Here is a 12,018-nt window from a genome sequence, read left to right as displayed (position 1 = left end):
GATCGAATACGGAGGAACCGTGGCCTCACCCACCGATCTCCGCCTGCCCCGCTATCCGCGGGAGCCGGAGGAGACGAACGCTCCACTGGACTACCAGGGTTACCGGTCCACGAAGCTGCGCCACCCCTCGCAGCCGCTGGTCCTGCTCCCGCAGATGCTGACCGAGGTCACGGGTCCGCTGCTCGGCCCCGGCCGGCTCGGCGAACTCGACAACGACCTCACGCGCCAGCACGAGGGCGAGCCGCAGGGCCAGCGCATCATCGTCAGCGGCCGGCTCCTCGACGGTGACGGGCGCCCGATCCGCAACTCGCTCGTCGAGATCTGGCAGGCCAACGCCGGCGGGCGCTACCGCCACACCGGCGACCGCTGGCCGTCGCCGATCGACCCGAACTTCGACGGGCTCGGCCGCGCGCTGACCGACGACGACGGGCGCTACGAGTTCACCACCATCAAGCCCGGCGCGTACCCGTGGAAGAACCACGACAACGCCTGGCGCCCCGCGCACATCCACTTCTCCGTGTTCGGCTCGGCGTTCACGCAGCGGCTGGTCACGCAGATGTACTTCCCGGACGACCCGCTCTTCTCGCAGGACCCGATCTTCAATTCGATCCCCGACGAGAAGGCCCGCGAGCGCATGATCTCCCGCTTCAACCTGGAGCGCACGGTGCCGGAGTGGGCGATGGCGTTCGACTTCGACATCGTCGTGCGGGGTCGCGAGCAGTCGGTGTTCGAGGACGAGGAGGACGAGGACTGATGAGCGAGTTGCTCACGACGCCGTCGCAGACCGTCGGGCCGTACCTGTCGATCGGGCTGCCGTGGGAAGACGGGCCGTTCGTGGTGCCTGAGGGCACCGAGGGCGCGTTCTGGATCCGCGGCACGGTGACCGACGGCGCCGGCGCGGTGGTGCCGGACGCGATGATCGAGACCTGGCAGGCCGACCCGCAGGGCGGGTTCGACCACCCGGACGACCCGCGGGGCCGCAGCGAGTCGGGTTTCCGCGCGTTCGGCCGGTGCCCCACCGACGAGAACGGCGAATACCGCATCCTCACGCTGCTGCCGGGTGTGCTGCCCGGTGAACAGGGCGAGCAGGCGCGACACATCGACGTGTCGGTCTTCGCGCGCGGTCTGCTCAACCGGGTGGTCACGCGGATCTACTTCGAAGACCAGGACAACTCGGGCGACGCGGTGCTGGCGAGCGTGCCGGCCGAGCGCCGGGACACGCTGGTGGCGAAGAAGACCGACGACGGCTACCGCTTCGACGTGCGGCTGCAGGGTGACGGCGAGACGGTGTTCTTCCAGCTCTGACCGCGGTTCGGCGGGGCAGGTGTCCGCAGTGTCCATTTCGGAGGGTGTAGCGCAGTGAGTGTGCGGGTGCACCGGGTCGTCGAAGGTCGCGACGACGGCCCGGTGGTGGTGTTCTCCAACTCGATCGGCAGCGATCACCGCATGTGGGAGCCGCAGGTGGCGCCGCTCGTCGAGCGCGGCTACCGGGTCGTGCGGTACGACACGCGCGGCCACGGTGCCTCGCCGGTGCCGGACGGGCCGTACGAACTGAGCGACCTCGGCGGCGACGTCGTGGCGCTGCTCGACGACCTGGGTGTCGACCAGGCGCACCTCGTCGGGCTCTCGCTCGGCGGGATGACCGGCATGTGGCTCGGGATCCACGCGCCCGAACGGCTGCGGAGCCTCACGTTGTGCTGCACGTCGGCGAAGCTCGGGCCGCCGGAGATGTGGGCGGACCGGGCGCGCCTGGTGCGCGCCGAGGGCACGGCGGTCGTCGCCGAGGCCGGCGTCGGGCGCTGGGTCACGCCGGCGTACGTGCAGGCGCACCCCGACCAGGTCGCGTTCCTGCGCCGGATGATGGAGGACTGCCCGGACGAGGGGTACGCCGCCTGCTGCGGCGTGATCGAGCGGATGGACCTGCTCGCCGAGCTGCCGAAGATCAGCCTGCCGACGCTCGTCATCGCGGGTGCCGACGATCCCGCGACCCCGCCGGACCCCCACGGCACGCTCATCGCCGAAGGCGTGCCCGGCGCGCGGCTCGAAGTCGTCGCTTCGGCGGCGCACCTGGGCAGTTACGAACAGCCGGAGGAGTTCACGCGGCTGATCCTGCGGCACATCACGGAAGGAGCGCAGTGACCGGCGAACGGTACGAAGCGGGCATGAAGGTGCGCCGCGAAGTCCTCGGCGACGAGCACGTGGACCGCGCGACGGCCCGGACCACCGAGTTCAGCAAGCCGTTCCAGGAGTACATCACGGAAACGGCGTGGGGTTCGATCTGGACCCGCGATGGTCTGGACCGCAAAACCCGCAGCTGCATCACCCTGGCCACGCTCACCGCGCTGCACTGCCACGACGAGCTCGCGATGCACGTCCGCGCGGCGATCCGCAACGGCCTCACCGCCGCGGAGATCCGCGAGGTGCTGATGCACACGGGTGTCTACGCGGGAGTGCCCGCGGCCAACACGGCGATGGCGATCGCCCAGCGCACGCTGGCCGAACTCGGCGAGCCGACGGCGCAGGTCCCCGACGCCGGATAGGGTTCGCGTCATGGACTCCGACGATCCGGTCGAACGCGGCGCGCACCACGTGCAGTCGCTGGAGCGCGGGCTCGCGGTGATCAAGGCGTTCAGTGCCGAGGCACCGCACCCGACGCTCAGCGACGTCGCGCGGATCACCGGGCTGACCCGGGCCGCGGCTCGCCGGTTCCTGCTCACGCTCGTGGACTTGGGCTACGTCCGCACGGACGGCAAGTACTTCTCGCTGACGGCACGGGTGCTCGACCTCGGGTACGCGTACCTGTCGAGCATGTCGCTGTCGGAGATCGCGCAGCCGCACCTCGAGCGGCTTTCCGCGCAGGTGCGCGAATCCAGCTCGGTGTCGGTGCTGGAGCCGCCGGACATCGTGTACGTCGCGCGCGTCGCGGTGTCGCGGATCATGACCGTGAGCATCAACGTCGGCACGCGCTTCCCGGCCTACGCCACGTCGATGGGCCACGTGCTGCTCGCCGACATGTCCCCGGCGGAGTTCGAGGCGTACCTGATGGTCGCGGACTTCGACCGGCTCACGACCCACACGCTCACCGAGCGCGCCGCGCTGCAGGCGGAGCTCGCCAAGGTCGCCGAGCAGGGCTGGGCGATGGTCGACCAGGAACTCGAAGAAGGCCTGCGTTCCGTCGCGGCGCCGATCCGCGACCGCCTCGGCCGCGCGGTGGCCGCCGTCAACATCTCCACCCACGCCAGCCGCACGCCGATCGATCTGGTCCGCACCGACCTCGTGCCCCCGCTGCTCGAAACCGCCGGCGCCATCGCGGCCGATCTCGCGGTGTCCGTCTCGAAGGTCGCTCGTGGCTGACGGGGTCGCGGGGCTGTTGCTGGCCGCCGGCGCGGGACGGCGCTTCGGCGGGCCCAAGGCGCTGGTCGAGCTGGACGGCGAACCCCTCGTGCGGCGGGCCTTGCGCACGCTCACCGACGCCGGCTGCGGGCCGGTGCGCGTGGTCGTGGGAGCGGCGGCCGACGACGTGCGGGCGTTGCTGCCCGATCCCGGCCAGGCGATCTACGCCGAGGGCTGGGAAGGCGGCATGGGCGCGTCGCTGCGGGCCGGGCTGATGGCGCTGGACCGGTCGGCGCCGGAGGAGACCGTCGCGGTGCTGGTGCACCTCGTCGACCTGCCGTGGGTGCCGGCCGCGGCCCTCGCGCGCGTGGCGGCCGGCGCGTCCCCGACGGCGGTGCGGCGGGCGGCCTACGACGGCGTGCCCGGGCACCCGGTGGTGTTCGGCCGGCGCTGGTGGACCGAGATCGCCGAGTCGGCTCAGGGCGACCGCGGGGCGCGCGACTGGTTGCGCGGCCGTGAAGGGGTCGAATTCGTGGAGTGCGGCGACCTGGGCAGCGGCCGGGACGTCGATCGGCCCGCTGACCTGGGCCGGACCCCGGGAACGCCGGGATGACGGGCGAAAAACCGCGGTCGGGCTCTACGATCAGGGGCGTGACCGAGTCCCTCGCCTCGCCCGAAGAGCTCACCGCCGCGCTCGACGCCACCGGGTACCTCGCCGACGAGGGCTTGGCGACGGCGGGTTTCCTCGCCCTGCGGCTGCGCCGCCCCCTGTTCTGCGAAGGCGAGCCGGGCACCGGCAAGACCTCGCTGGCGCTCGCGCTGTCGGCCGCGCTCGACCTGCCGCTCGTGCGCCTGCAGTGCCACGAGGGCATCGACGCCGCGCAGGCCCTCTACGAGTGGGACTTCCCCCGCCAGCTCCTGCACCTGCGCGCTCTGGAAGCCGCCGAGGGCGGCCGGCTCGACGCCGACACGGCCGAGCGGTCGTTGTACACCGAGCGGTTCCTGCTCGCGCGCCCGCTGCTGCAGGCGCTGACCACCGCGCCCTGCGTGCTGCTCGTCGACGAGATCGACCGCGCCGACGACGAGTTCGAAGCCTTCCTGCTCCAGCTGCTCGACGAGTACACCGTCACGATCCCCGAGTACGGGGAGGTGCGCGCCACCCAGCCGCCGCTCGTGGTCCTCACTTCGAACCGGACCCGCGAAGTCCACGATGCCCTCAAGCGCCGCTGCCTCTACCACTGGCTCGAGCACCCCGACCTGGCCCGAGAGATCACCATCCTGCGCCGCCGCATCCCCGGCATCGGCGAAACGCTCGCCCGCCAGGTCGCCGACGCCGTCCACCGCCTCCGCGAGATGGACCTGCTCAAACCCCCGGGCGTCGCCGAATCCCTCGACTGGGCCCGCGCCCTGCTCGCCCTCAACCGGGACGAACTGGACGCCGCGACCGCCGCCCGCACCCTCGGCGCGGTCCTGAAGTACAGCGAGGACCTCGATCGCGTCCGCGCGAAGCTGGACACGCTCTTCTCCTGACCCGCACCGCGGGCGTGGGCAACTTCGGGTGCTGAACGCCACTCCCACCCGAGTGCCGCGGTCGGCACGGCCGCTCAGGCGGACCGGGCGACGTGCCGCACACTTCCCGACGGCAGCGAGCTTCCCGTCCGCCGTCGGCGCGGCGGGTTTCGCCGTCGCGGCTCGGCTGTGCGCCCCCGCTCGGTACCCGGGAACTCCGGGGTTCCCGGCCGAACCCGTCCACTGTGGACACCCGAGGTAATTGCGTTGACCGGACCACGCCTCGCGAGTCATGCTTTCGGCGTCACCAAGACAGCAGCAGCCGAGAGGAGGAAGACCGTGCGGATGACCGATTCCGACCGTGCCGGCGCGGTCTTCCCCGTGCGCTGACCCGGTCACGCACCGCCTGAGCGCCGGTCGCCAGGCGCCAGGGCACTTCGCCCACACCACCAGCCTTTTCCGAGAGCCTCCGCGCGCCCACCCTCCCGCTACCTTGGGTCGGCCGCTGCGTGGAGCCGTCGAGTGCGCGCGCCGCCGCAGGGGAGGGGCGGCGTGCGCACTCGGTGATCGCGAAGCGGGCCGGGCCGGATTCGTTGCACAATGGGGGTATGAACACCGAAGTCGCCGATCCGCTGGCGGGGTTCGCCGGGTTCGCGGCGGCCCTGCGGGAGGCGGGGGTCGCGTGTGACGCGCGGCGCGTGCAGGCGTACCTGGCGGCGGTGGCGGAGGTGGACATCTCGGAGTCCACGCAGCTCTACTGGGCCGGCCGGCTCACGCTGTGCTCCGATCCCGACGACCTGCCGCGCTACGAGGAAGCCTTCGCACGCTGGTTCGACGCCGACGACACACCCCGGGGCAAATCGGGCGCGCCGGCACAAAAGCGCGCGCGCATCGCTCCGCTCTCCGCGAACGCGGAGGGCAGCTCCGAGGGCGAGGACAGCCCCGACACCCTCAGGGTCGCCGCGAGTGACCACGAAGTGCTGCGCCACCGCGACCTCTCCGAGCTCACCAAGGCCGAACGCGAGCACCTGCGCGAACTCCTGGCCACGCTGAAACCCGTGCCTCCGGCCCGCCGCGCGGCGCGCCGGAGACCGGCTCGCCGGGGCCGGCTGGACCCCTCGCGCACGCTGCGCGCCATGCTCGCGGACGGCGGTGAGCCCGTCCGCCTCGTCCACAGCCGCCGTGGGACCAGACCGCGGCGCGTGGTGCTGCTGATCGACGTCTCCGGCTCGATGAGCCCGTACGCCGACGCGCTCCTGCGCTTCGCCCACGTCCTCACGAGGTCCGCGCCGGCGAGCGTCGAGACCTTCACGCTGGGCACGCGCATGACGCGCGTGTCGCGCCAGCTGCGGCAGCGCGATCCGGAACAGGCGATGCTCGCCGCCGGCGGCGCCGTGCCCGATTTCGCCGGTGGGACGCGGCTCGGCGAGACGCTGCGGGTGTTCCTCGACCGCTGGGGCCAGCGCGGGATCGCGCGGCGCTCGGTGGTCGTGGTGTTCTCCGACGGCTGGGAACGCGGGGACGTCAGCCTGCTGTCCGAACAGCTCGGCCGGTTACGCCGGCTCGCGCACGCCGTATTCTGGGTGAATCCGCACGCGGGGCGGGAGGGCTACGCACCGGTCCAGTCCGGCATCGTGGCCGCTCTGCCCCACATCGACCGGTTGCTGGCAGGGCACAGCCTGGCGACGTTGGAACAACTGCTCGGGGAGATGACCGATGCGTGACGTACTGGACGACGTGTACCGCCGCTGGCAGGCAGGTGAGACTGTCGGCCTCGGCACCGTGGTGGCCACGTTCTCGTCGGCCCCGCGGTCACCGGGCGCGTCGATGGTGGTGGCACCGGACGGAACCGTTGCCGGGAGCGTCTCCGGCGGGTGCGTCGAGGGCGCCGTCTACGAGCTGGCGCAGGAAGTGGTCGCCGATCGCAAGCCCGTGCTGCAGCGCTACGGCGTGACCGACGACGACGCGTTCGCGGTGGGCCTGACCTGCGGCGGGATCATCGACATCTACGTGGAGCACCTGGACCGCGAGTCGATGCCGGAGCTGGACAAGGTCGTGGCATCCGTGCGCAGCGGTGAACCGGTCGCCATCGTGACCATCATCGAGCACGAGACGCCCGGCCTGGTCGGCGAGCGCATGGTCGTGTGGCCCGACCGCGCCGAGGGTTCGCTCGGTTCGTCGCGGATGGACGACGCCGTGGCCGACGACGCGCGCGGCCTGCTCGCGTCCGGGCGCACCGGCACGCTGCACTACGGCCCGGACGGCCAGCGCCGCGGCGAAGGCATGGCTGTGTTCGTGAACTCGTTCGAGCCGCCGCCGCGGCTGCTCGTGTTCGGCGCCATCGACTTCGCCGCCGCCATGGCGCGCATGGGTTCCTACCTCGGTTACCAGGTCACGGTGTGCGACGCGCGGCCCGTGTTCGCCACCAGCAGCCGGTTCCCCGACGCCCACGAGGTCGTCGTCGACTGGCCGCACCGCTACCTCACCGCGGAGTCCGAGGCCGGCCGGATCGACAGCCGCACCGCGATCGCCGTGCTCACGCACGACCCGAAGTTCGACGTGCCGCTGCTGGAGGTCGCGCTGCGCCTCGACGTCGGCTACGTGGGCGCCATGGGCTCCCGCAAGACGCACGACGACCGCTTCGCGCGCCTGCGCGAGGCCGGGCTCACGGAGGCGGAGCTGGAGCGCCTCTCGTCGCCCATCGGCCTCGACCTGGGTGCCCGCACGCCCGAGGAAACCGCGGTGTCCATCGCGGCCGAGATCATCGCGCTGCGCTGGAGCGGCACGGGCCGCCGGCTCGCCGCGTTGTCGGGGCGCATCCACAGCTGAGTCCGCCGTGAAAAGGTCCCGCGCTCCGGAAGGAGTGCGGGACCTTTGCCGTGAACTCGTAACTGCGGGAAAGAATCACACTTCGTGGCGCAAGTGCGGAGTACTGGCCACAGTGGACCGGGATCTGCGGCTGCGAAACCCCGGGAGCTGCCGTCGATCACCGCCGAAGTGAACGAATTGCCGGGAATCCCGACGTCCAGGCGGAAGACGACCTTGCCGCGACCGTCCACCTGAGACGCGGCCGATCTTCGCGCCGGGCTGAAAAATCACCCGGACGGAGGTCCGCATCTGCGGAAATCCTTCGTGAATATTCGTGCAGATGCGGGAGCAAGGCCGGGATGTGCGACATCAGGACTTGTCCGCGCGTGAAAGGAGTAGCAGGCTCGCCTGTGAGGCCGATCACGATCGCGCCTTGGCCGTTCCCGAACCGGCCCGCCGGCCCCCACCAGGGTCAGGCGGGCATTTGCTCTTGGAGGCCTTTCATGCGCATCACCGTCACTGTCGACGGCACGAAGTACACCGATGAAGTGGAGCCCCGTACGCTGCTCGTCCACTACCTACGGGAACGGGTCGGCAAAACAGGCACTGTTGTCGGTTGCGACACCAGCAACTGCGGCGCCTGCACCGTTCACCTCGACGGGCACAGCGTGAAGTCCTGTTCCATGCTCGCCGTCCAGGCTGACGGCAGCGAGGTCACGACGGTCGAGGGGCTCGCGCGCGACGGGCAGCTCCACCCCGTGCAGCAGGCGTTCCACGACAACCACGCCCTGCAGTGCGGGTTCTGCACGCCCGGCATGATCATGCAAGCCATCGACCTGCTGGCCGACAACCCCGACCCGGACGAGCACGCCGTCCGCGAAGGACTCGAGGGGAACCTGTGCCGCTGCACGGGTTACCAGAACATCGTGCGCGCCGTGCGCGACGCCGCGAAGCACATGAGCCCGGGCGCCGGACCCGCGGCCGAACAGATCAAGCACGTCGGCGTGGGTGGTGAGTGATGACCGCCACGATCGAACCCGAAGTCGGGAAGTCCCGTCGCCGCAAGGAAGACGAGCGGCTCATCACCGGCCGCACCCGCTGGACCGACAACATCGTGCTCCCGGGCATGCTGCACCTCGCGGTGCTGCGCAGCCCGATGGCGCACGCGAAGATCACGTCGATCGACACCACGGCGGCCAAGCAGGCGCCCGGCGTCGTCGCCGTCTTCACCGCCAAGGACCTGGACCCGGACGGTTCGATCGGCATGCCGTGCGCGTGGCCGATCACGCCGGACATGAAGTCCCCGCGCCGGCCAGTGCTGGCCGACGGCCAGGTCAACTTCGCCGGTGAAGGCATCGCAGTGGTCGCCGCTCGCAGCGCGGGCGAGGCCCACGACGCGCTCGAAGCCATCGAGGTCGACTACGACGAGCTGCCCGTGGTTCTCGACATGGAGGCCGCGCTCGCCGAGGGCGCGCCGCTCGTGCACGAGGACCTGGGCACCAACAAGAACGCGTTCTGGGCGTTCGACTCGGGCGAGGCGGGCACCGGCGGCAACGTCGAGGACGCCATCTCGTCGTCGGAGATCGTGCTCAAGCGCCGGTTCCGCCAGCAGCGGCTGATCCCGGCGTTCATGGAGCCGCGCGCGTGCGTGGTCGACCCGACGAGCACGCAGCTGACGATGTGGTCGGCGACGCAGATCCCGCACATCCTGCGGGTGATGACGTCGATGACGCTGGGTCTGCCGGAGCACAAGGTGCGCGTGATCGCGCCCGACGTCGGCGGCGGCTTCGGCGGCAAGATCGGCGTGCTGCCCGAGGAGATGATGACCGTCCTCGTGGCGCAGAAGCTCGGGAAACCGGTGAAGTGGAACGAATCGCGGTCCGAGTCGATCCTCACGGCGCACCACGGCCGTGACCAGATCCAGGACATCACGATCTCCGCCAACGCCGACGGCACCGTCACCGGGCTCAAGGTCGAGCTGCTCGCCGACATGGGCGCCTACAACGGACTCGTCGGTCCCGGGGTACCGATCCTCGGCGCGTTCATGTTCAACGCCATCTACAAGTTCCCGGCCTACCACTTCGCGTGCACGAACGTGTTCACCACCACCACGATCACCGACGCCTACCGCGGCGCCGGGCGACCGGAAGCGACGTTCGCCATCGAGCGGATCATGGACGAGCTCGCCGACGAGCTCGGCATGGACCCGATGGAGGTGCGCGAGAAGAACTGGATCAAGCACGAGGAGTTCCCGTTCACCACGGTGGCCGGGCTGACCTACGACTCGGGCAACTACGAAGCCGCCACCGCGAAGGCCAAGGAACTCTTCGACTACGACGGCCTGCGGCGCGAGCAGCAGCAGCGGCGCGATTCGGGTGACCCGGTACAGCTCGGCATCGGCATCTCCACGTTCACGGAGATGTGCGGCCTCGCGCCGTCGCGGGTGCTCGGCTCGCTGGACTACGGAGCCGGTGGCTGGGAGTACGCGTCGATGCGCATGCTGCCGACCGGCAAGGTCGAGGTCACCAGCGGTGCCTCCGCGCACGGCCAGGGGCACGAGACGGCGTGGAGCCAGATCGTGGCCGACCAGCTGGGTGTCCCGTTCGAGGACGTCGAGATCCTGCACGGCGACACGCAGTCCTCGCACAAGGGGATGGACACCTACGGCTCGCGCTCACTGGTGGTCGGCGGCATCGCCGTCATCAAGGCCGCCGAGAAGGTGATCGCGAAGGCCAAGCCGATCGCCGCGCACATGCTCGAGTGCGCCGAGGACGACCTCGAGTTCGCGGGTGGCAAGTTCACCGTGAAGGGCACCGACTCGTCGACGACGTTGCAGGACGTCGCGCTCGCGGTGTTCGCCGCGCACGACCTGCCGGACGGGGTCGAGCCGTCGCTCGATTCCGACGCCACGTTCGACCCGGAGAACTTCTCGTTCCCGCACGGCACGCACCTGTGCGCGGCCGAGGTGGACACCGAGACGGGCTGGATCAAACTGCGCTCGTACGTCTGCGTGGACGACGTCGGCGTGGTCGTGAACCCGCTGATCGTGGAGGGCCAGGTGCACGGCGGGCTCGCGCAGGGCATCGCGCAGGCGCTGTTCGAGGAAGCCGTGCACGACGAGAGCGGCACGCTCACCACGGGCACGTTCGCCGACTACCTGCTGCCGTCGGCGGCCGACCTGCCGTCGTTCACCACGGCGCGCACCGAGACGCCGTCGACGACGAACCCGCTGGGCGCCAAGGGCGTCGGCGAGGCGGGCACGATCGCCTCGACGCCGGCGGTGGTCAACGCGGTGGTCGACGCCGTGCGCCACTTCGGGGTGAACGACATCGAGATGCCGTTGACGCCGATGCGCGTGTGGCACGCCATCCAGCACGGAACCACGGCAGCCGGGGGAGCCGGCTCGGAGGCCGGTGGTGGCCTCGGTTCGATCGACACCTCCGGAGGTGCCCAGTGATCCCGGCCCCGTTCGAGTACGTGGCTCCGTCCAGTGTGGACGAAGCAGTGCAGGCGCTCGCGGCGGCGGGCGAGGACGCCAAGGTGCTGGCGGGCGGGCAGAGCCTGCTCCCGGTGCTGCGGATGCGCCTGGCCGCGCCGACCACGATCGTGGACCTGCGCAAGGTCGCGGAGATGCGCGGTGTGCGCGAGGACGGCGACGACCTCGTGATCGGCGCGATGACCACGCACTACGACGTGCAGCGCGACGCGCTGGTCGCCGAACACGCCGCCCTGGTCAAGGAGGCGACCGACACGGTGGCGGACCCGCAGGTGCGCCACGTCGGCACGTTCGGCGGCTCGCTGGCGCACGCCGACCCGGCGGGTGACCTGCCGGCGACGGTGCTGGCGCTGGACGGCACCCTGGTCATCGAGGGCCCGAAGGGACGGCGCACGGTGCCGGCGGCGGAGTTCTTCCAGGACTTCTTCACGACGGTGCTGGAGCCCGACGAACTGCTCGTGGAGGTGCGGCTGCCCAAGCACACGGGCTGGAGCGCGCACTACGAGAAGTTCAACCGGGTCGCGCAGGCCTGGTCGATGGTCGCGGTGGGCGTCACCGTCCGCACCGAAGGCGGCGTGATCGAGGAGGCCCGCGTCGCGCTGACGAACATGGGCTCCACCCCGGTGCGGGCCACCGCCGTGGAGCAGGCGCTGGTCGGCGCTTCGGCCAGCGCGGACGTGATCCGCGCGGCCGCCGCCCACGCCGCCGACGGCACCAGTCCGGCCGCCGACGGCAACTCCGACGTCGAGTACCGCCAGCACCTCGCGAGGGTGCTGACGGGCCGCGCTCTCGCGGCCGCCGTCGGAGCCTGATCCGGCACGAGGCCCACCTTCCGGCTGCCACAGCCGTAAGGTGGGCCTCAACGGTTTTGC

12 protein-coding genes are annotated in these 12,018 nt (G+C 71.1%); all 12 read left to right on the top strand.

Annotated features, from left to right (window positions below):
- Positions 1-19: 19 nt before the first annotated feature.
- Positions 20-754, top strand: a complete 735-nt coding sequence (gene pcaH, locus ACIA77_RS19210; RefSeq protein ID WP_395887234.1) for a protocatechuate 3,4-dioxygenase subunit beta — start codon at positions 20-22, stop codon at positions 752-754.
- Positions 754-1,305, top strand: a complete 552-nt coding sequence (pcaG, locus tag ACIA77_RS19205) for a protocatechuate 3,4-dioxygenase subunit alpha (RefSeq protein ID WP_395887233.1) — start codon at positions 754-756, stop codon at positions 1,303-1,305. The genes pcaH and pcaG overlap by 1 nt, the downstream gene beginning before the upstream one ends.
- Before the next feature lie 60 nt (positions 1,306-1,365).
- Positions 1,366-2,139 (top strand): 3-oxoadipate enol-lactonase, encoded by a 774-nt coding sequence (gene pcaD, locus ACIA77_RS19200; protein WP_395887336.1) that lies wholly within the window; start codon positions 1,366-1,368, stop codon positions 2,137-2,139.
- Complete coding sequence (gene pcaC / locus ACIA77_RS19195) at positions 2,136-2,540, top strand: 4-carboxymuconolactone decarboxylase (protein ID WP_395887232.1); 405 nt, start codon at positions 2,136-2,138, stop codon at positions 2,538-2,540. The genes pcaD and pcaC overlap by 4 nt, the downstream gene beginning before the upstream one ends.
- 10 nt (positions 2,541-2,550) lie before the next feature.
- Complete coding sequence (locus ACIA77_RS19190) at positions 2,551-3,354, top strand: IclR family transcriptional regulator C-terminal domain-containing protein (protein ID WP_395887231.1); 804 nt, start codon at positions 2,551-2,553, stop codon at positions 3,352-3,354.
- Positions 3,347-3,946, top strand: coding sequence for an NTP transferase domain-containing protein (locus ACIA77_RS19185; protein WP_395887230.1), 600 nt, complete (start codon positions 3,347-3,349; stop codon positions 3,944-3,946). The genes ACIA77_RS19190 and ACIA77_RS19185 overlap by 8 nt, the downstream gene beginning before the upstream one ends.
- Positions 3,943-4,863, top strand: coding sequence for an AAA family ATPase (locus tag ACIA77_RS19180; RefSeq protein WP_395887229.1), 921 nt, complete (start codon positions 3,943-3,945; stop codon positions 4,861-4,863). The genes ACIA77_RS19185 and ACIA77_RS19180 overlap by 4 nt, the downstream gene beginning before the upstream one ends.
- A gap of 587 nt (positions 4,864-5,450) precedes the next feature.
- Positions 5,451-6,566 carry a VWA domain-containing protein gene (locus tag ACIA77_RS19175; protein ID WP_395887228.1) on the top strand — a complete coding sequence of 372 codons (1,116 nt, stop codon included), beginning with the start codon at positions 5,451-5,453 and terminating at the stop codon, positions 6,564-6,566.
- A complete protein-coding gene (locus ACIA77_RS19170; RefSeq protein ID WP_395887227.1) occupies positions 6,559-7,671 on the top strand; it encodes an XdhC family protein in 1,113 nt (370 codons plus the stop codon). The genes ACIA77_RS19175 and ACIA77_RS19170 overlap by 8 nt, the downstream gene beginning before the upstream one ends.
- 482 nt (positions 7,672-8,153) lie before the next feature.
- Positions 8,154-8,669: a (2Fe-2S)-binding protein gene (locus tag ACIA77_RS19165; RefSeq protein WP_395887226.1), complete on the top strand. Its 516-nt coding sequence runs from the start codon at positions 8,154-8,156 to the stop codon at positions 8,667-8,669.
- Positions 8,669-11,107 (top strand): xanthine dehydrogenase family protein molybdopterin-binding subunit, encoded by a 2,439-nt coding sequence (locus ACIA77_RS19160; protein ID WP_395887225.1) that lies wholly within the window; start codon positions 8,669-8,671, stop codon positions 11,105-11,107. Before ACIA77_RS19165 ends, ACIA77_RS19160 begins: the two co-directional genes overlap by 1 nt.
- Positions 11,104-11,958, top strand: a complete 855-nt coding sequence (locus tag ACIA77_RS19155) for an FAD binding domain-containing protein (protein ID WP_395887224.1) — start codon at positions 11,104-11,106, stop codon at positions 11,956-11,958. Before ACIA77_RS19160 ends, ACIA77_RS19155 begins: the two co-directional genes overlap by 4 nt.
- The last annotated feature ends 60 nt before the right edge of the window (positions 11,959-12,018 follow it).

Source organism: Amycolatopsis sp. NPDC051903 (genome assembly GCF_044452505.1).
Lineage (GTDB): Bacteria > Actinomycetota > Actinomycetes > Mycobacteriales > Pseudonocardiaceae > Amycolatopsis.
This window is presented reverse-complemented; position numbering and strand designations above follow the sequence as displayed.

Coding starts and splice junctions, on each gene's coding strand:
- ACIA77_RS19165 (WP_395887226.1), top strand. CDS start 8,154: ATGCGCATCACCGTCACTGTCGACGGCACGAAGTACACCGATGAAGTG.
- ACIA77_RS19175 (WP_395887228.1), top strand. CDS start 5,451: ATGAACACCGAAGTCGCCGATCCGCTGGCGGGGTTCGCCGGGTTCGCG.
- ACIA77_RS19160 (WP_395887225.1), top strand. CDS start 8,669: ATGACCGCCACGATCGAACCCGAAGTCGGGAAGTCCCGTCGCCGCAAG.
- ACIA77_RS19170 (WP_395887227.1), top strand. CDS start 6,559: ATGCGTGACGTACTGGACGACGTGTACCGCCGCTGGCAGGCAGGTGAG.
- ACIA77_RS19180 (WP_395887229.1), top strand. CDS start 3,943: ATGACGGGCGAAAAACCGCGGTCGGGCTCTACGATCAGGGGCGTGACC.
- pcaG (WP_395887233.1), top strand. CDS start 754: ATGAGCGAGTTGCTCACGACGCCGTCGCAGACCGTCGGGCCGTACCTG.
- ACIA77_RS19190 (WP_395887231.1), top strand. CDS start 2,551: ATGGACTCCGACGATCCGGTCGAACGCGGCGCGCACCACGTGCAGTCG.